The organism is Pseudomonas eutrophicaquae (assembly GCF_023544715.1).
Lineage (GTDB): Bacteria > Pseudomonadota > Gammaproteobacteria > Pseudomonadales > Pseudomonadaceae > Geopseudomonas.
In genome coordinates this window covers 1-19,067 of record NZ_JAMJEZ010000014.1, presented here as the reverse complement: position 1 = coordinate 19,067, position 19,067 = coordinate 1, and the positions used below count along the sequence as shown (strand labels likewise).

12 protein-coding genes are annotated in these 19,067 nt (G+C 65.3%); 2 read left to right on the top strand and 10 right to left on the bottom strand.

The window, feature by feature from the left end:
• From rbbA to MXC11_RS07995, 9 genes are all read right to left on the bottom strand, one after another.
• The gene (gene rbbA / locus MXC11_RS08035; protein WP_250007498.1) at nt 1-2,736 is read right to left on the bottom strand and encodes a ribosome-associated ATPase/putative transporter RbbA; all 2,736 of its coding nucleotides are present in this window, start codon (nt 2,734-2,736) and stop codon (nt 1-3) included.
• Entirely contained in the window at nt 2,733-3,806 is a 1,074-nt protein-coding gene (locus MXC11_RS08030; RefSeq protein WP_250007493.1) for an HlyD family secretion protein, read from the bottom strand. Before MXC11_RS08030 ends, rbbA begins: the two co-directional genes overlap by 4 nt.
• Complete coding sequence (locus MXC11_RS08025) at nt 3,803-5,221, bottom strand: TolC family outer membrane protein (RefSeq protein WP_250007488.1); 1,419 nt, start codon at nt 5,219-5,221, stop codon at nt 3,803-3,805. The genes MXC11_RS08030 and MXC11_RS08025 overlap by 4 nt, the downstream gene beginning before the upstream one ends.
• A complete protein-coding gene (locus MXC11_RS08020; RefSeq protein WP_250007481.1) occupies nt 5,221-8,847 on the bottom strand; it encodes an SbcC/MukB-like Walker B domain-containing protein in 3,627 nt (1,208 codons plus the stop codon). The genes MXC11_RS08025 and MXC11_RS08020 overlap by 1 nt, the downstream gene beginning before the upstream one ends.
• On the bottom strand, nt 8,844-10,070 hold the full coding sequence (locus tag MXC11_RS08015; RefSeq protein ID WP_250007475.1) for an exonuclease SbcCD subunit D C-terminal domain-containing protein: 1,227 nt from the start codon (nt 10,068-10,070) through the stop codon (nt 8,844-8,846). The genes MXC11_RS08020 and MXC11_RS08015 overlap by 4 nt, the downstream gene beginning before the upstream one ends.
• Nucleotides 10,071-10,094: 24 nt before the next feature.
• The gene (locus tag MXC11_RS08010) at nt 10,095-10,844 is read right to left on the bottom strand and encodes a TraX family protein (RefSeq protein ID WP_250007470.1); all 750 of its coding nucleotides are present in this window, start codon (nt 10,842-10,844) and stop codon (nt 10,095-10,097) included.
• A gap of 47 nt (nt 10,845-10,891) precedes the next feature.
• Complete coding sequence (gene queD, locus MXC11_RS08005) at nt 10,892-11,248, bottom strand: 6-carboxytetrahydropterin synthase QueD (RefSeq protein WP_250007463.1); 357 nt, start codon at nt 11,246-11,248, stop codon at nt 10,892-10,894.
• Between the two features lie 52 nt (nt 11,249-11,300).
• Nucleotides 11,301-12,218, bottom strand: a complete 918-nt coding sequence (locus MXC11_RS08000) for a response regulator (protein WP_250007456.1) — start codon at nt 12,216-12,218, stop codon at nt 11,301-11,303.
• Nucleotides 12,219-12,304: 86 nt separating this feature from the next.
• Nucleotides 12,305-15,847, bottom strand: a complete 3,543-nt coding sequence (locus MXC11_RS07995) for an ATP-binding protein (RefSeq protein WP_250007451.1) — start codon at nt 15,845-15,847, stop codon at nt 12,305-12,307.
• 317 nt (nt 15,848-16,164) lie between these two features.
• Here MXC11_RS07995 and galU point away from each other — a divergent pair, with 317 nt between their 5' ends.
• The gene (gene galU / locus MXC11_RS07990; RefSeq protein ID WP_250007446.1) at nt 16,165-17,004 is read left to right on the top strand and encodes a UTP--glucose-1-phosphate uridylyltransferase GalU; all 840 of its coding nucleotides are present in this window, start codon (nt 16,165-16,167) and stop codon (nt 17,002-17,004) included.
• A gap of 43 nt (nt 17,005-17,047) precedes the next feature.
• Nucleotides 17,048-18,406 (top strand): glutathione-disulfide reductase, encoded by a 1,359-nt coding sequence (gene gorA, locus MXC11_RS07985; protein ID WP_250007441.1) that lies wholly within the window; start codon nt 17,048-17,050, stop codon nt 18,404-18,406.
• Between the two features lie 69 nt (nt 18,407-18,475).
• Here the strand turns inward: gorA and MXC11_RS07980 are convergent.
• The coding region (locus tag MXC11_RS07980) for a copper chaperone PCu(A)C (RefSeq protein WP_250007436.1) at nt 18,476-19,067 on the bottom strand (592 nt) is incomplete at its 5' end.

Below are 19,067 nucleotides of genomic sequence, written 5' to 3'. Positions count from 1 at the left end.
TCATCGCTCCTGCTTGCGCAGACCCGCCACGCTGGCCAGGGTCAGCAGCGGGACGGCCGCCAGCATCGGCAGCAGGTAGGGCCACAGCTCAGCCAGCCCGAGCGCCTTGGAGAACACCCCGCGGCTGATGATCAAAAAGTGGCTGGTCGGGTAAAGCTGGGCGAGAAAGGCGCTCGGGCCTTCCAGCGCGGAGATCGGGTGAGTCAGCCCGGAGAACTGGATCGCCGGCAGCAGGGTCGCGATGGCGGTACCGAAGATCGCCGCGATCTGGCTGCGCAAAATCGAGGACATCAAAAGCCCCAGCCCGGTGGCGCAGGTGACGTAAAGCAAAGCCCCCAGGCATAGGGCGAGCAGGCTGCCCTTGATCGGGATGGCAAACAACCCTACCGCCAGCAGCACTAGGGTCAGAAAGTTGAGCATGCCCAGCGCGATGTAGGGCAGCTGTTTGCCGAGCAGAAACTCCAGGCGGGTTACCGGGGTGACATAGAAGTTGATGATCGAGCCCAGCTCCTTTTCACGCACCACGCCCAGGGCGGTGAGCATCGCTGGGATCATCATCAGCAGAATCGGGATCATCGCCGGCACCATCGCCGGCAGGCTCGCCACATCCGGGTTGTAACGGTAGCGGATCGCCACATCGACCAGTGGCGCGGCCTCCGTCCCGGTCAATTGCGCCAGCTCCTGCAGATAACGGGCGTGAATCCCCTGCACATAGCCCTGCACGGTATCGGCGCGCATCGGCATGGCCCCGTCGATCCAGAAGGCAACCTGCGGGCGGGCGCCCCGTTTGAGGTCACGGGCAAAGCCTGGCGGGATTTCGATCGCCAGGCTGATCTCGCCGCTGCGCAGGCGGCTATCGAGCTGCGCATGGTCGGTGAGCGGGGCTTTCTCTGTGAAATAGCGTGAACCGGCAATGTTCAGCAGATAGCGCTGGCTGCTGGTGGTCTGGTCCCGATCAAGCACCGCGTAGGTGAGGTTCTCCACGTCGTAGCTGACCCCATAGCCCATGATGAACATCAGCAGCACGGTGCCGAGCATCGCCAGGGTGGCGCGCACCGGGTCGCGGCGCAGCTCCATGGATTCGCGGCGGCTGTAGCTGAACAGGCGGCGCAGGCTGAAGCGCGCCTGCACTGCCGGTGGCGGAGATATGCCATCGGCCGCGGGCGGCAAGGTCACCGTGCGACTGTTCGGCATCGTGGTTTCGGGCGTGACCTCGCGCAGGTAGGCGATGAAGGTGCTTTCCAGATCCGGCAGCCCACGCTTGGCGATCAGCGCCTGCGGGGTGTCGCTGTCCAGCACGCGGCCGGCGTGCATCAGCGAGATGCGGTCGCAGCGCAGCGCCTCGTTCATGAAGTGGGTGGAAATGAAGATGGTCACACCATCCTCGCGGGACAGCTGCACCAGCAGCTCCCAGAAACCATCGCGGGCGATTGGATCGACCCCTGAGGTCGGCTCGTCGAGAATCAGGATTTCCGGGCGATGGATCACCGCCACGGCCAGTGACAGGCGCTGACGCACGCCCAGCGGCAGGCGCTCGGGCAGGTTGTCCGCGGAGTCGGCCAGCTCGAAGCGCTCGAGCATCTCCTGGATGCGCGCCTCGCGCTCGGCGGCGGGGATATGGAACAGCCGGGCGTGCAGCTCAAGGTTCTGCCGCACGCTCAGCTCGCCATACAGCGAGAAGGCCTGCGACATGTACCCCACCCGCTGGCGGGTCGCCAGGTCATGGGGATCGACCGGCTTGCCGAACAGCCGCGCCTCGCCCTCGCTGGCCGGCAGCAGGCCGGTGAGCATCTTCATGGTGGTGGTCTTTCCACAGCCATTGGAGCCAAGAAAGCCGAAGATCTCCCCGCGTTCGATGCGAAAGCTCACCGCATCCACCGCAACGAAGTCTCCAAAGCGCATGCTGAGATCGTGGGCCTCGATGGCGGCCACCTCGCTGCTCTGGCGCGGCGGGATGTGCAGGGCGCGGTGGCGGCGGCGCTTTTCCTCCGGCAGCAGGTGGATGAAGGCAGCCTCAAGGCTGGCGCTGGCGGTGCGCGCCAGCAGCTCGGCGGGGCTGCCGGTGGCGAGGATGCGCCCGGCGTCCATGGCCACCAGTTGGTCGAAACGCTGTGCCTCGTCCATGTAAGCGGTGGCGACCAGCACGCTCATCGCGGGCCGTTCGGCGCGAATCCGCCCGATCAGCGCCCAGAACTGGCTGCGCGACAGCGGATCGACCCCAGTAGTCGGCTCGTCGAGGATCAGCAGGTCAGGATCGTGGATCAGCGCGCAGCACAGGCCGAGCTTCTGCTTCATGCCGCCGGAGAGCTGGCCGGCCGGGCGGGCGAGAAACGGATACAGGCCGGTGCTGCGGGTCAGTGCCTCGATCCGTCGCTGGCGCTCGACAGGGGGCTGGCCGAACAGGCGGGCGAAGAATTCCAGATTCTCGGCCACGCTGAGGGTCGGGTAGAGGTTCTTGCCCAGCCCCTGGGGCATGTAGGCGATGCGCGGGCAGACGGCGCGGCGGTGCGTGGCATCGCGCATGTCCCCGCCGAGTACCTGCAGATAGCCCTGCTGAAGCTGGCGGGCACCGGCGATCAGGGCCAGCAGGCTGGACTTGCCGACCCCGTCCGGGCCGATCAGGCCGACCATCTGCCGGGCGGGAATCTCCAGCTGGATATCCTCCAGGGCGCAGGTCGGGCCATAACGCAGGCCGACGCCCGCCAGCTGCGCCACGGAGTCTGGCCGGTGGCTCATGGCTGGAGGCCGATCTGCAGATGGGCCGGCCACTCGGCGTGCTCATCGAGCTTGAGCCAGGCGACTCCCGGCAGCCCGGTCTTTACCTGCTCACGATGCTGGCGCAGCAGCGCAGGGTCGATGCGTGCCTTGACGCGAAACATCATCTTCTCCCGCTCGCTGGCGGTCTCCACCATCTTGGGCGTGAACTGGGCGACGCTGGCCACGTAGCTTACCTGGGCCGGGATCACATAGTGCGGCGCGGCATCTAGGATCAGGCGGGCTTCGCTGCCGATCGCCACCCGCCCGGCCACCCGCTCGGGCAGGAAAAAGGTCATGTAGACGTCGGAGAGATCGACCAGATTGAGCAGCTTGCCGCCGGCCCCCAGCACCTCGCCCGGCTGGGCGATGCGGTATTGCACGCGGGCCGTGCGGTCACTTTTGAGCTGGCTGTCCTCAAGGTCTGCCTGCAGGCGCTCTAGGGTGGCGCGTACCGCCAGCGCCGCGGATTCAGCCTCCAGCACCTGGGAGCGGGCGACTTCGACCGCGGCCTGCTCGGCCTGCACCTGGGCACGGGCGGCGCTCAGGGCGGCGGCGGCTTGCTGCCGGGCGGCGAGGTCATCGTCCAGTTGCTGGCGCGAGATGGCGCGGCTCTGTACCAGAGCTTCGCTGCGCCGGTAGCGCTTCTCGGCGGCGCTCAACTCCGCCTGGCGCTGCACGACCAGTGCCTCGGCGCTGCGCTGCTGGCTCTCACGCTGGGTCACCTGGGCACGGGCGGTGAGGATGGCGGTTTCACTCTGGCGGCGTTGGGCCTCGGCCTGATGTTGCTGGGCTTCGAGGCTGCGGGTGTCCATGCTAGCGAGCAGCTGGCCGGGCTCGACGATGTCGCCTTCGTTGACCGCGATCTGGGCAATGCGCCCGGGCAGTTTGCTCGCCACATCGATTTCGGTGGCTTCCAGGCGGCCATTGCCGGAGATCAAAAACTCATCCCGAGCACTCTGCTGCTGGTGCTGCCGGAGGGCCCAGGCGCCGGCGAGCAGGACGGGCAGGGACAGGAGCAGCAGGGCGCGGCGCAAGGAGGGCAAGGTCATGGGCAGGGTCTCGTGTGGGCGGCGGGTGCGGCGGTATCGTCCGCTCCCTCGACAGTCAGGCAGGTCAGCAGGCTCTGTGGATCGTGGGCCTTTACTTGCGCGGGATGCAGCTGCAACAGATCGTCGGGGGTCAGCAGCCCGGCGGCACGGCGCAGGCGCAGCTGATCCAGCAGGCTGGCGTAGCGGACCTGCTGGTACTGGCGCAGGGCGGCAAACTGCTGGCGCCGCGCATCCAGGACATCCAGCAGGGTACGGGTGCCGAGCTGGTAACCCAGTTCACTGGCGTGCAGGGCGCTGCTGCGTGAGCGCAGTGCCTGTGCGCGGGCCTCGAGCCGGCTGTTTGCACTGCTCACGGCCCGGTACAGGGTACGCACCTGTTCGATGAGATCGCGCTGCAGCCCTTCGTGCAATGCTTCACTCTGCAACAGACGCTGGCGGGCTTCGCGGCTTTGTGCGCTAGTCAGGCCGCCACTGTAAAGCGGCACGGTGAGTTGCAGGCTCAGACTCTGCTGGCTGATCGAGGCGGCCCCGCTGCCGGTGGAGGCGCTGCTCATCACAAGACGATCTCGGTCACCTTCCTGATGCTGGGCCACGAGCTCGAAGCTGGGGGCATGCGCGGCGTTGCGCTGGCGCAGGGTCTGTCCGGCGACCTCGACGCCGGCGGCGCTGGCTTTAAGGGCCAGGTTGCGCTGGCGGGCGGTGTCTACCCAGTCCGCCGCCTGCTCGCCCTCGGCTACTCCCAGCGGCAGCGGGCTGGCCAGCGCCGCCAGCAGGCCTTGGGCGCGGCCGCTCAGGGTTTCCAGCGCCTCGTGGGCATCGATGAGGGCACGCTCGTTGTCCAGACGGCTGGCGCGGGCGCTGTCGCGAGCGGCCTGGGCCTCCAGCAGGGCCGTGCGCTCGCCGAGTCCGGTGTCCAGACGGGCCTGCGCGCCGAGGAGCTGCTGCTGCGCGGCGCGCTCTTCGGCGCGGCTGGCGGCCAGCTCGTCCTCGGCCTGCAGAACGGCCAGGTAGGCCTCGGCGCTGCGCAGGATCAGCTGCTGCTCGCTGTCGGCGCGCTGCAAGGCCGCTTGTCGGCTGCCGGATTCAGCCGCCTGCAGGGCGAACCAGCGATCGGCGCGTAGCAGGGCCTGGCTTAAAGTCAGCTGATACAGCGTGCCGCTGCGCTGCAGGGTGCGGGTATCGTCCAGCCGGGTATCGCTGAGGCTCAGGCGGGCTTCCAGCTGGGGCAGCAGGGCGGCGCGTGCCTGAGGCACCTGCTCGGCGCGGGCGGCCTGTTCGGCTTCGGCGGCCGCCAGGGTGCGATCATGCACGCGCGCCTGCTGATAGACCTCGATCAGCCGCACCGGCTCGGCACGGGCGGGGAGCGCCAGCCAGCAGCCGGCGATCAGCAGTAGAAGGTGAGCGGTGCGGCGCATCAGCCCTTGACCTCCAGCCGGCTGGCACCATTGCCCAGGCGCCGGACGCGAATCTGCACCGAGATGCGCTCGTGCATCTCCTGAACATGGGAGATCACGCCGACCTTGCGGCCCTGCGCCTGCAGGCCGTCCAGAGCGTCCATCGCCAGTTGCAGGGACTCCGGGTCCAGGCTGCCAAACCCCTCATCGATGAACAGCGATTCGATGCGCAGTGTGCTGGACGCCATCGCCGCCAGCCCCAGCGCCAGCGCCAGTGACACCAGGAAGGTTTCGCCCCCGGAGAGCGAGTGGACCGAGCGCAGTTCATCGCCCATCTCGGTATCGCAGATCAACAGCCCCAGCGGACTGCCGCCGCGCTGCAGGCGGTAGCGCCGCGACAGCTGGGTGAGCTGGACGTTGGCATGGCGCACCAGAAGGTCCAGGTTGCTGGCCTGGGCGATGCGCCGGAAGGCCGCACCATCGGCGGAGCCGATCAGGTCGCTGATCCGCGCCCAGCGCTGGTGCTCCTGCCGGACGCTCTGGATGCGCTCCTGCAAGTGGGCGCAGGCCGCGCGGCGCTGGTCATCATCCAGCAACCGGGCGCGACAGGTGGTGAGCTCCTGATCGTATTGCTCAAGCTGCACGCGGGTGTGCTGCAGCGCAGCCTCCAGCTGCTCCAGTGCCGCCGGCGCGGGCATCTGGTTGCGGTGCGCCGCACGTTGCTGCTGGCGCTCCTGCAGGCGGGTGCGTGCTTCGGCCAGTTGGCGCTCTTCCTGCTGCAGCTGCTGGCGCAGGGGTTCGAGCTGCGCGGGATCGACCGCGAGCAGCGTCAGCAGCTGATCGTCATCCAGCGCTACCTGACGCTGGCGCCAGTCGGCCAGTGCTGCGGCGAGCTGGCGCTGCTCATCCCGCAGCTCGTCCAGACGCTGCTGGAGATTGCGCTGTTCGCTGTCCAGGCGGATCAGCTGTTGCTGCACGCTGTGCAAGCGCTGCTGCTGCGCCTGGGCCTCTTGATGCTGCTGCGCGTCCTGCTGTTCCAGGTATTGCTGCCAAGCGGCCGCGCTAGGAAACTCGCCCAGACACTCGGCCAGCTGCTGGCGGTTGTGCGCCGCCTGCTCGCGTTGCTCGGCCTGTTGCTGCTGCAGGGTGAGGAGGATCTGCTCGGCATGGTCACGCTGCAGTTGCAGCTGGGCGATGCGGGTTTGTAGCTCGCCGAGCAAGCCTTGCAGGCTCTCACGCTGCTGACGGGCCTCGCGCTGTTCCTGCACTTGCGGCTCCAGCGCCAGCAGGGTGGCAGCAGGGTCCTGTCGCCAGCGGGCCAGCCAGTCTTCGGGCATCAGGCGGGTGAAGGCCTGCTCGGCTTCGGCCAGCTGCCGGCGATCCTGGGTCAGCTGTTGCTGCTGGTGCTGCACGAGGGCTTGGCTGTCGCGCCATTGTTGCTCGGTCAGATGACAAGCCTGCTGCAGGTGCTGGCTCTGCTGCTGCAGGGTCAGCAGGGTGCTTTGTTCCTGCTCGGCGCTATCAATGGCCTCGCGCAGCTGCTGCTGGGTGGCCAGCAGCGCCGCACGGTCAGCGTGGGGGGCAATGCCCTGGGCCTGAAGGGCTTGCTGCAGCAGCCGGCGCTCGGTTTCCAGCCGCTCCTGCTGCGCGTCGAGCGCGGCGCGGCGCTCGCGTAGCTCCAGCAGCTCCCGGACCCTCTCGCCCCGCTTCATCTGCTGCTCAGCAATCTGCTCGCGCAGGGGCTTGAGGGCGGTGAGGTCGGCCTCGGCGATTGCGGCCAGCAGGGCATCGTCCTGGTGATAGGGATGCTCAAGGCTGCCGCACACCGCGCAGGGCTCACCCGGCTGCAGCTGGTTACGCAGCGCCTCGACGCTGGCGCTACGCAGCAGGCGTTGGCGTTCGAGCAAGGCCTGTTGCACGGCCAGCTGCCGCTCATCCTCATCCAGCGCCTGACGCAGGGCCAGGCCTTCGGCCTTGCAGTGGGCTTCCTGAGCAATCAGCTGCGCATGCTGCTGGCGATCGCTCGCTTGCTGTGCCTGCAGCTGCTGGTAGTGCTGCAGCTGGCTCAGCACGTGTTCGAGCTGTTCGAGCTGCTGACGCCAGGTGCGTAGCGGAGCTTGCAGGGCGGTCAGTGCCTCGGCCGGGCTGATGCCTTGCAAGGGCGCCAGCAGCGCCTGCCATTCGGCGTGCAGCTGCTGGTGGCGCTGGTGGGCCTCTGCGCAGGCGGCGTCGAGCAGTGGCTGTTCGCGCTCGCCCTGCCGCATGCGGTTGGCCAGCTGCAGGGCCTGACGCAGATGGATGATCTGCCCCTCCCATGCCTCGCACAGCGGCTGCAGGGCGGCATGGCGCTGCAGGTGGGCATCCAGTTGTTTGAGCTGGCCCCGGGCCTGCGTCTGTGCAGCGGCTTGGGCGTGCAGGTGCTCTTCACTGTGTGCCAGTGCTTGCTGGGCGGCCATTGCCTGGCTGTGGCTGCGCGTCAGTGCCGCGTCCAGCACCTCGCGCTGCTGCTCCAGTTGCCAAGCGCGGGCCAAGGGTGCCGCGGCATGCTGGCGAGCCTGCTGGGCAGTTTGCCAGCGCTGCAGGGCTTGTTGGGTTAGCTGGGCCTGCTGCTCGACCTGTTGCTGCAGGCGGTGGGCCTGCTGCTGGTATTGCGCCAGACGCTGTTCCAGTCCGGCTTGCTGCTCGGGGAGCTCTGCCAGACGCAGGAAGGCATGGCGCACCGGGGCCAGCTGTTCCAGCAGTGCCAGCTGCTGGCGCTGCGCGGCTGCGGCGGCATGCGCGGCCATCCGCTGGGCCAGGGTGTCGCTGGCCTGCTGTTCGGCGGCTTCCAGCTGGGCGAGGGTCAGGCGCCACTGGCGCTGCTGCGTCAGAGTCTCTTGCTGCTGGCGCAGGTCGCTGAGCGTCTGGGCGAGCAGACGGTGTTGCTGCTCAAGCTCCTGACGGTCGGCCTCCTCCAGTGGTGCTCGCTCACCGAGTTGCTGCTCCAGCCGTTGCAGCACCTCGCGGGCGTCACGGGCACGCAGGAAGGCAGCCTGTCCCAGCTGGCTGTACAGCTGGCTGTCGGTGAGCTTTTCCAGCAGCTCGCCGCGCTCGTTGTCACTGGCTTTGAGAAAGGCGCTGAACTCGCTCTGCGCCAGCAGCACTGCCCGGGTGAACTGGGCATGGTTGAGGCCCAGCAAGACCTCGATACGCTGTTGAAAGTCCAGCTTGGCGCTGCACAGCAATTGGCCGGTTTCCAGATCCTGCAGGCTCTGCTGGCTGGCTTGCAGGCGGCCGGTGGCCCGCTCCCGGGCGCGGCGCACCTCCCAGCGGGCACGGTAGCGGCGCTGGTCCACGCCGAGAAAATCCACCTCGGCGTAGCCACTGCTGCAGCCACGGCGCAGCAGGTTACGGCCATCATTACTGGTCAGGGTCTCCTGATCGCCGGCGGCATCGGGAATCCTGGCCTGATTGCCGGCCAACTTCAGCCGCGGCGTCTCCCCGAATAGCGCCAGACACAGCGCATCCAGCAAGGTGCTCTTGCCGGCACCGGTGGCCCCGGTGATGGCGAACAGCCCGGCACTGGCCAGGGGCTCTTGGGTGAAGTCGATGACCTGCTCACCGGCCAGCGAGGCGAGATTCTTCAGGCGGATGGCGAGGATCTTCACAGCGTTTCTCCTTGCAGGCTCACGGCCTCGAGCAGGGTGGCGAAATCCGCCATGACTTCGGCATCCGCCGGCTGGCCGTAACGGGCCTGCCAGCTCTGGCTAAAGAGGGTGGCCGGATCGGGCAGGGTCAGCGCATCGCCCTCCGGCGAGGGGCTGCCTTGCGCCCTCGGATAATGGCTGGCGATCCGCACCAGACGATAGCCCTTGCCCTCCAGGGCCTGCTCGATCTGCTGACGCAGATCCGGCTGCGGGGCATCCAGGCTGACGCGCACCTCCAGCCAGGGTTGCTGCTCGCGAGGTAAGGAGCAGGCTTCGAGTGCGCTGAGCGTGGCGAGTGTCTGCTCCAGAGGGAGCGGGCCGACCCGCTGCATGCCGACGCTGCGCGGTACGGGCAGGGCTGCAACGCTCCCCAGCTGCTCGCCGTCCAGCTCGATACAGAGGATCTGGTGGGGATAATCGACTTCGGCAAACGACAGCGGCATGGGCGATCCGCTGTAGCGGATGCGCGCCTGCCCCGCCACCTGCTGCGGGCGGTGCAGGTGACCAAGCGCTACATAAGCCAGGCTCTCGGGGAACAGGCTGGCCGGCAGCGCTTCGGCATTGCCGATGACAAGATTTCGCTCAGAGTCAGCCGAAACGGCGCCGCCGGCCATATGGGCGTGGCTGATGGCTATCAGGGCCTGGCCCGGTTGGCGCCGGATCTGGGCGGCCTCGATCAGTGTCTGGTGTACGCGGGTCATGCCCGGCAGGTAGTGCTCGCCCAGCGCGCCGCCCGTGACCTCAGCCGGACGCAGGAAGGGCAGTGCAATGCACCAGGCCGCCACTTGGCCTTGAGCGTTGTGCAGCGGCAGCAGCAGGTGTTCACAGTCGAGGACGGCATCCTCCAGCCAGCGCACCCGTCCACGGGCGTGGGTATTGAGGCGTGCTAGCAAAGCTGCTGGCAGCTCGATACGACTGCCCGAATCATGGTTGCCGGCGATCATCACGACTTCCAGCGCCGGCAGCCGCTGGTGAGCGGCGACGATGAAGTCGTAGAGGCGCTGCTGGGCCTGCAAGGGCGGGTTGACGGTATCGAAGATGTCGCCGGCGATCAGCAGGGCGTCGGCCTGCTGCTGTTCCAGCTGCTCCAATAGCCAGTTCAGGAAGGCCTGGTGCTCGTGGTCGCGGTCCTGGCCGTGCAGGGTCTGGCCCAGGTGCCAGTCGGAGGTGTGGATCAGGCGCATGGTCGGTCAATCCTTGAGGGGCATTCAGGGGCGGGCCAGCACGCTGGCCAGGGTGGCAATCGCCAGCATGTGCACTGGATAAAAAGCATAGGCCCAGCGACCGACCGGTGCGATGCGCCAGCGGGCGATCGTGCGGCTGTTCAGCAGCCACAGGCCGAGGGGCACGGCAAGCAGGCAGACGCCGGTGATCAGCAGGGCGCGGATCTGGCCATCCAGCAGATGCGCCAGCAGCCGGGGATTCAGATTGGCCAGCAGCGCCCCGGCGCTGGCCGCCAGCCATCCAAGGCGATGCTGCAGGGCCAGCAAACACAGCGCCGGCAGCAGCACCCCTTCAAGGCCATAGGTGATCTGCGCGGCCTGCCGCTGGCTGCCCAGCGCCAATAGCACCGCTAACAGCAGGGCAGTCAATTGGCGGCTGTGTACGGCCCAGGCCAGCAGCCAGCCCAAGGCGAGGGTGAAGAAGATGTTGAAGCGCAGCGTATTGCCCAGCATCAGGTCATGGGCGGGTTCGCTGAGCAGTGCAAACAGCAGCAGGGTGCCCAGATACTGGATCTGGCTGGCAGCGAACCGGCCGGGAGGCTGGCGGGCGATATTGGCGGCCAGCGCCAGGCAGAACCAGGGAAAGGCCAGTCGTCCGGGGATGAAGCTGGCCTGTAGCACAGGGTCTGCCGGCAGCAGAAAGCGCAGGTGATCAATCAGCATGCTGGCCAGCGCCAGCCATTTGAGCAGGTCAAGGCCTGGCTGGCGCTGGCGGGGCGAAGGCGGTAACGGCATGCGGACCGGCGGGGCGCTACAGGGCGAGACCATGCTGCGCGCCGGGCTCAGTCGCCGCGGTATTCGCAGCCGCTGGTGCAGGTTTCATGCACCCGTACCCGAGACAGTTCCGGGAGCAGCGGCTTGAGCTGTTGCCAGATCCAGCGCGAGAGGTTCTCGCTGGTCGGGTTCTCAAGGCCTGGGATGTCGTTGAGGTAGTAGTGATCGAGGCGGTCATAGATCGGTTTGAAGATCGCCTTGATCTCGCTGAAGTCGCGGATCCAGCCGGTATACGGATCGACCTCGCCCTCGATGTAGATGGCCACACGGAAGGAGTGGCCGTGCAGGCGTCCGCATTTGTGGCCAGCGGGTACATGGGGCAGCAGGTGGGCGGCCTCAAAAGTAAATTCTTTGAACAGTTCCAAGATCGTTTCCAGACGTAGTGGCACTCACCGGAGGGGGTGAGCGGCGAGAGATTCAGGAGGTGGCGGCACCGGGCAGTGGCGCAAAGCGTGCCACTTTGGCCAGCAGGGTGGCGCGATCGAAGGGTTTGGCAATGAAGTCGCTGGCGCCGAGCTTGAGGCTTTCCACCACCACCTGCTCCTCGCTCTTGCCGGTGAGCATGACGAAGGGCACCTTGGCCAGGGCCGGCATGCTGCGAAAACGCCGCAGGGCCTCCAGACCATCGACACCGGGCATGACGATATCCAGCAGCACCAGGTCGGGGGTGAGGTTGCGCAGGATACGCAGCGCTTCCGTGGCATCGGCGGCGGTGATCAGTTCGTAGCGGGCGGCATCGAGCTGGCGGGCGACGATCTTGTGGACGAACTCATCGTCATCCACCAGCAGAATCTGCGGACGCACCAGCGTTTCAGGTGCAGCCGGCTCAGCAGCAGGCTGGGGGCTGGCAGGTTCTGTGCGCAGGGCTGGGGACTCACTGCCGAGGACCTGCAGGCGTGCGATGGGCTGGCCGGCCTGCTGGCGGGCCTGCAGTTCACGCACGGCGGTCAGGGTGGACATGCACAGGCGCATCGGATCGTAGGCCATCGGCCAGAACAGCACATAGTCGTCAAACACGCCCTTGCTGCAGCGCTCATACGCATCCTGCACCTCATCCTTGCTGCACAGTACGATGGTGCGGTGCGGGTGCTGGTGGATCTCGCGGCTCTGCCGGTAGAGCTTGAGGTAGAACTGCTCGGCGCTGTCCAGATCCTTGAAGGCGAGGACCAGCACCTGCGGCAGATGCTGGTCGAAATTGGCCACCTGGCGCTCGCTGTCCAGCGCCAGCAGGACCCGGTTGAACTCGGGACGCAACTGGTTCTGCACGATAACGGCATCGGCCTGGTCATCGGTGACGACCAGGATGGTGGCGGGATACTTTTTGTTGAGCGTCATGTCCGTGGCGTACCAGGGGTCCGTAAGAAGGGTGGGCCGGTGCGGCGCGGATGCAGGATAAACCATTGTCGCGCCGCACCACAGCCTCAGCCGAGCCGTCGGTCGATGCCGTCGGCAACGTGTTCCCACTCCTGACGCAGCGCCTCCAGCAGCGCTGCCCGTGGAGCACCGGGCTGGCGCTGGTTGCCGGCTTCTTCCAGGCGCGCGCACAGCTCACCCATGTTCAGGGCGCCGACCGAGCGGGCATTGGACTTGAGGCGATGCGCGAGGCTGGCGATGGCGGCGGCATCGTCCTGCATCTGGCGCTCGTCCAGCTCATCCAGCATGCGCGCTGCCGCCGCCCGAAAGTCCGCGAGAAACTCGTCCAGCACCTCATCCTCGTCACCCACCATCGCGCGCAGCACATCCAGATCCAGGGTGCGCGGATCGCTGGCGCGGAAGGCGCTGGGGGGCGCGTCAGGTGACACTGGCGCTGTGGCAACGGGAGAAGCCGTGGGTGCTGGCGCCGGCACTACTGCCGCGGGCGCGGGGGCGCTGGCGCGCGGCGGCAGCCAGCGCTCGATCATCGCCCGCAGCTCCTCAATCTGGGCCGGCTTGCTCAGGTAGTCGTCCATGCCGGCGGCCAGACAGGCCTGGATGGCGCCCTGCTGGGTATTGGCGGTCAGGGCAATGATCGGCAGATGCTGCACCGGGCCCTCGGCATCCCGGATGGCCTGGGCCAGCTGCAGACCGTCCATATTGGGCATCTGCAGGTCGCTGAGCAGCAGGGCATAGTCACCGCTGTGCCAGCGCTGCAGCGCCTCGACACCATCATTGGCCACATCGGCGGTCAGGCCGATCAGCCCCAGCTGGCGCAGCAAGACCTTCTGGTTGATGGCGTTGTCTTCAGCCAGCAGTATCAGCCGGCCGCTGGCCAGCGCCTCGGCCCGGCTGGGCGCACTCAAGCTCTGCGTGGTGGCCGCACGGCGCACCGGCTCGACGCGCCGGCCGAGGGTCAGCTCGACGGCTTCGATAAAGCTGTTGCGGCGCAGCAGATGGCGATCAATCTGCACCTGCGTGTCGCTCCGGCGCTGTGCCTGGCGCTGTTCGCCATGGCCGATGCAAAGGAAGGGCAGCCCCGGCAGTTGCCAGGCTTGTGCGGCAGTTTCGAGCTGGGCCTGGCTGGGAGCAGCGTGATCCGCGCTGATCAGACAGAACTGCGCGCGCCGGGCCAGGCGGTCGGTCAGCGGACTGCTGAGTGTCGGCAGATGACTCAGCCAGACGCCCTCGTCCTCGAGATAGCAGGCCAGATCCGCCAGCAGCCCCTCGCGTAGGCCGACGATCAGGGCGCATACGCCATCCAGGCGCTGCGTAGTCGGCGCGGCAGCTGATTCGGCGAGCGGCAGGCTCAGCAGCACGCGGAAGGTGGAGCCCTCGCCTGGGCGGCTGTCCACTTCGATGCGCCCGCCCATCAGCGTCACCAGTCGATGACAGATGGCCAGCCCCAGACCGGTGCCGCCAAAACGCCGGGTGGTCGAGCTGTCGGCCTGGGTGAAGGCCTGGAACAGATGACGCTGGGCCTCGGCGCTGATGCCGATGCCGTTGTCGCGCACGCTGATTTCCAGGTGCACCATGGCCTGATCCCGTGACAGCAGACGGCTGCGGACTTCGACGCGCCCATGGCCCTGCTCGTGGCGGGAGAACTTGATGGCGTTGCCCAGCAGGTTGACCAGCACTTGACGCAGGCGCAGAGGATCGCCCAGCAGCGAGGCGGGAATCTGCGGGTCGGTAAACAGTGTCAGCTCGACGCCATTTTGTAGGGCCTGTCGATCTAGCAGGGCACAGACTTGCTCGATCAGGGTGGCGCTGGACAGCGCTACGGACTCGATTTCCAGTCGGCTGGCTTCGATCTTCGAAAAATCCAGAATGTCATTGATGATGCCCAGCAGCAGGGTGGCCGAGTCGCGAATGACGCCAACCATTTCCTCTTGCTGCGCATCCAGCGGGGTGTGGGCCAGCACCTCGAGCATGCCCAGCACGCCATTCATGGGGGTGCGAATTTCGTGACTCATGGTGGCGAGGAAGCTGGATTTGGCCTCGCTGGCCTGCTCAGCCTCGCGGCGCGCCTCGGTCAGGCTGTCGATCAAGACCCGGCGCTCGCTGATGTCACGCAGCGTCGCCACCCACTGCGTATGACCGCGCAAGGTGTGCTGGAACAGGCTCAGCTCCAGGATCAGCGTGCGTCCACTGCGGTGCTGGGCGTGCAGCTCAAGCCGCTGCGCAAGCCACGGCGTGTCTTCGCCGGCCGCGTGGCTGATCAGCGCCTCTTGCAGGTGATCGCGATCAGGACTTGAGAGTAGCTGCGGCAGGGACAGGCGGGTCAGTGCGTCGGATTCGAGGCCGAAAAGACGCTGCGCCGCGGGGTTGCTGTGCAGAATCCGCCCGTGCGTATCGAGCGTCAGTACCCCTTCGATCAGGTGGTCCAGCAGGCGGGTGAGGGCGTGCTCAATCTGGGCGTCATGTGCGGTAGCCGCCTGCGGCGCCGTGGCGCGGTCCATATGCTGCAGTTGTTGATGACGATGCTGTTCGGTGGTGTCCCGGCCGCAGAGCAGCCAGCCGGCGCCGTGGGCGGACAGTTGCCAATCCACCCAGAGCCACTGTTGTGACGGGCTTCGCAGGCGTGTCTCGAGACGCTGCGGAGTCTGTGTCTGCAAGGCTTGGTGCAGCGCCTGCTCAAGATGAGGGCGATCGTCAGGATGCAGCACGTCGCTGAGCGATTGCCCGAGGAACGGGCGTGTCGAGGGCTCGAGGCGTGCCGCAAGGGCGGGGTTTATGCGCAGCAGATGGCCGTCATCATCCAGATAGGCCAGCAGATCCTGGGACAGCCTGAACAGCAGGTCATCCCCGGCATCACCTTGCATCGGCGCCAGTTCCTCTAGCAACAGCAGCGTCGCGGGCCGCCCCCGGTAGTGACAGGGGACGGAGTGAACCCTCAGCCAGAGGTCTTTGGCGTTGGCGCGCTGCAGGTGTATCGGAGTGGCGGGCAAGGGGGGCGCATCGGGCGGGCGCTGCTGCAGGTGACGCTGCAGTGCGGCCTGGCTTTCGGCATAAGCCCATTCAAGCAACGGCTGACCCAGCAATGCACTGTGCGAGGTGCCCAGCAGCTGCAGCGCAGCGCGGCTGGCGTGGCTGCAGTAACCGTCGCTGCTGATCAAGAGTGCCTGAGGCAGGGCTTCGATCAGGCGATCATCAGGCTGCCCACGCGGACTGCGCGACGGCAGCAAGGGTTCAGGCGTAGCGGGGGGCTGATGCTCGCGCAGGCGCTTCTGCGTCAGCCAGCCACTGACTCCCGCGCAGGCTGCGGGTATCAGCGTTTGCGTCAGATCGAGCAACAAATTGTGGGCGTTATCCATCATCCAGAGCAGAAGCAGGGTGGCTGCCAGCCAGGTACCAGCGATGGCACGGGGGCCGGTCAGTACACCGGCCAGGACGCACACGACCATGAAAGGCCAGGCCAATAGTGTGGCGCCGTGATCACTGAGCAGAGCAGTGCTCAGGCCGGTCAGCAGACAGCCGATCAGTACAGCGGTCTGCTGCCATAGTGCGGTCGCAACAGACGCCAGATGTTTTGGGCTGGAAGGGGTGCTCATGCAAAGTCCTAGGCGAAGGCCGCACGCAGCGCGACAAGGTGCCGACATGCCGATGGCTGGGTATCTCAATCTGTGAATTATGCCAACGAAAGACTGAAGGCAGGTCGCTGGGTGAAGCAGTGCGTGACGAGATCAACTAAACACCGTCAGCAAAGAGACCTTGTTTAACATAATCATATTGTGCTTATTGAAATTGAAAGCCCAATCCTTCGTAGTCATCAGGCGATGAGGCTTCCTGCTGACCGCGTTGTCAGACACCGGACCACCTGATTAGACTGCGTATCCTGTATTTTCCCTATCGCAAGGTTGCGCCCTTCATGATCAAAAAGTGTCTGTTCCCGGCTGCTGGCTATGGCACACGTTTTCTCCCGGCTACCAAGGCTATGCCCAAGGAAATGTTGCCCATCGTCAACAAGCCGCTAATCCAGTACGGCGTTGAAGAAGCTCTGGAGGCCGGCCTTGAGCAGATTGCAATCGTGACAGGGCGCGGCAAGCGTGCCTTGGAAGACCATTTCGACATCAGCTATGAGTTGGAAGAGCAGATCCGTGACACCGACAAGGAGAAGTATCTGGTCGGCATTCGCCGCCTGATCGACCAGTGCACGTTCTCCTACACCCGCCAGGTCGAGATGAAAGGACTGGGGCACGCCATCCTCAGCGGGCGCCCATTGATTGGCGATGAACCCTTTGCGGTGGTGCTGGCTGATGACCTGTGCCTGAACCTGGAAGGGGATGGTGTGCTGACGCAGATGGTCAAGCTCTACAAGCAGTTCCGCTGCTCGATTGTGGCTATCGAAGAAGTACCTGCCTCCGAAACCTCGCGCTATGGCGTGATCGCCGGCGAGATGATCCGCGAAGATATTTACCGCGTGCATACCATGGTTGAAAAACCCAAGCCCGAAGACGCACCGTCCAACCTGGCGATCATCGGTCGTTACATCCTGACCCCGGATATCTTCGACTTGATCAAAGAAACGCCGCCAGGCAAAGGCGGGGAAATCCAGATTACTGACGCACTGATGCGCCAGGCCCAGGAAGGTTGCGTGCTGGCCTATAAATTCAAAGGGCGTCGTTTTGATTGCGGCAGTGCCGAAGGCTTCATTGATGCAACCAACTTCTGTTACGAGCATCTCTACAAGACCGGCCAGGCCTACTGAGCCGGTATGCTCGGAACTTGTCTTGTCTGCCCTGAGGTAAAAAATGAACTATGACTTCGATCTCTTCGTGATCGGTGCCGGCTCCGGTGGCGTGCGCGCCTCGCGCTTTGCAGCAGGTTTCGGGGCGAAGGTGGCCGTGGCGGAGAGCCGTTATCTGGGCGGTACTTGCGTCAATGTCGGCTGTGTCCCCAAGAAGCTGATGGTGTACGGCGCGCATGTCAGCGAAGAGCTGGAGCAAGCGCGAGGATTTGGCTGGTCGGTACACGAGGCTCATTTCGACTGGTCGACCCTGATTGCCAACAAGGATCGTGAGATACAGCGTCTCAATGGCGTCTATCGCAATCTGTTGGTCAACAGTGGCGTAACGCTTCTGGAAGGGCACGCGCAGCTGGTCGATGCCCATACCGTTGAGGTCAATGGCCAGCGTTACCGTGCCGCGCACATTCTGATTGCGGTGGGCGGCTGGCCTCAGGTGCCGGACATCCCCGGGCGTGAGTGGATCACAACCTCCAACGAAGTCTTTTACCTGCCCGAACAACCTGCACGGGTATTGGTGGTGGGGGGCGGCTATATTGCCGTTGAGTTTGCCTCGATCTTCCAGGGATTAGGCTCGCAGACCACCTTGCTGTACCGAGGCGAGCGCTTCCTGCGCGGGTTCGATGACGCGGTGCGCGAGCACCTTGAACAAGAGCTGCGTAGAAAGGGCATGGATGTGCAGTTTGAGAGCGACATTGCCCGTATCGATCGACAGGTGGATGGCAGTCTTCGGGCGACGCTGCGTGATGGCCGCACGCTTGAAGCAGACTGCGTATTCTATGCCACCGGCCGTCGGCCCATGCTCGATAACCTGAATCTGGATGCGGCGGGTGTGGCACTAAATGAGCGTGGGTTCATTGCGGTCGATGAGCATTACCGCACCAGCACGCCATCCATACTGGCCATCGGTGATGTCATTGGCCGGGTGCAGCTGACGCCGGTGGCGCTGGCTGAAGGCATGGCGGTGGCCCGCCAATTGTTCCGTCCGCAGGAGTATCGCGCCGTTGATTATCGAATGATTCCCACCGCAGTGTTTAGCTTGCCTAATATCGCAACGGTTGGACTCACCGAGCAGCAGGCGCTGGAGCAGGAGCACCGTATTCAGGTATTCGAGAGCCGCTTCAGACCCATGAAACTAACGCTTGGTGATCTACAAGAGCGGACGTTGATGAAGCTCATTGTCGATGCTGAGGATGACCGGGTGCTGGGTTGTCATATGGTGGGGCCGGAGGCGGGTGAAATCGTGCAAGGCTTGGCGGTTGCAATGAAAGCCGGTGCAACCAAGGCCATATTCGATGAGACCATTGGCATCCATCCGACAGCAGCTGAAGAGTTTGTGACATTACGCACGCCGCGCGCGAATTAACTGAAGGCTTACCCTCACTTGCGCACGGTTCTGGTACAGGCAGTGCGCAAGTGAGGGCAGGGGAGCGTGTTAGTGCCCCTTATGCCCGTGTTCCATGCCGTGACCGTGTCCTGCAGGCATGTCAGCCGCGCGTACTTCTACCTCGACCGTCAGGCTGCCTGCCTTCTCAAATTCCAGCGTGAGAGGGAAGCGCTCGCCGGCCTTCAGCGGCTGCTGCAGATCAAACAGCATCACATGCAAACCTCCAGGGCGGAACATGACGCGCTGATTCGCTGGAGTATTTACAGACGCAACCTCTTCCATACGCAGCAGGCCATCACGTTCGATGTGGGTATGCAGCTCGCTATGCGCAGCGCGCGGAGTGCTGGCAGAGATCAATCGATCACCATCGCCGCCCTCATTGTGTATTTCAAAATACGCAGCGCCTGCCGGAGCATTAGGGGGCAATTCTCGCGACCACGGCTCATGAACCATCAGATCTCCCACACGGTAGTCAGCCGCTAATACGGGAAATGTGCTGGCAAACAGTGCGGCCAAAGCCAAGGGGCGTATGAGCATCTTTAGAACTCCTTTGAGGACTGGCGTATTAATCCGGCAATAAGATAGAGCATAATCAGTATTTTCAAAATGACCAACGATGCACGCAGCCTCAGCCCCCTGG

Excerpts from the sequence above, each read along its gene's own strand:
- rbbA (WP_250007498.1), bottom strand. The coding sequence starts at position 2,736 with ATGAGCCACCGGCCAGACTCCGTGGCGCAGCTGGCGGGCGTCGGCCTG.
- MXC11_RS08030 (WP_250007493.1), bottom strand. The coding sequence starts at position 3,806 with ATGACCTTGCCCTCCTTGCGCCGCGCCCTGCTGCTCCTGTCCCTGCCC.
- MXC11_RS08025 (WP_250007488.1), bottom strand. The coding sequence starts at position 5,221 with ATGCGCCGCACCGCTCACCTTCTACTGCTGATCGCCGGCTGCTGGCTG.
- MXC11_RS08015 (WP_250007475.1), bottom strand. The coding sequence starts at position 10,070 with ATGCGCCTGATCCACACCTCCGACTGGCACCTGGGCCAGACCCTGCAC.
- MXC11_RS08010 (WP_250007470.1), bottom strand. The coding sequence starts at position 10,844 with ATGCCGTTACCGCCTTCGCCCCGCCAGCGCCAGCCAGGCCTTGACCTG.
- MXC11_RS08000 (WP_250007456.1), bottom strand. The coding sequence starts at position 12,218 with ATGACGCTCAACAAAAAGTATCCCGCCACCATCCTGGTCGTCACCGAT.
- MXC11_RS07995 (WP_250007451.1), bottom strand. The coding sequence starts at position 15,847 with ATGAGCACCCCTTCCAGCCCAAAACATCTGGCGTCTGTTGCGACCGCA.
- galU (WP_250007446.1), top strand. The coding sequence starts at position 16,165 with ATGATCAAAAAGTGTCTGTTCCCGGCTGCTGGCTATGGCACACGTTTT.
- gorA (WP_250007441.1), top strand. The coding sequence starts at position 17,048 with ATGAACTATGACTTCGATCTCTTCGTGATCGGTGCCGGCTCCGGTGGC.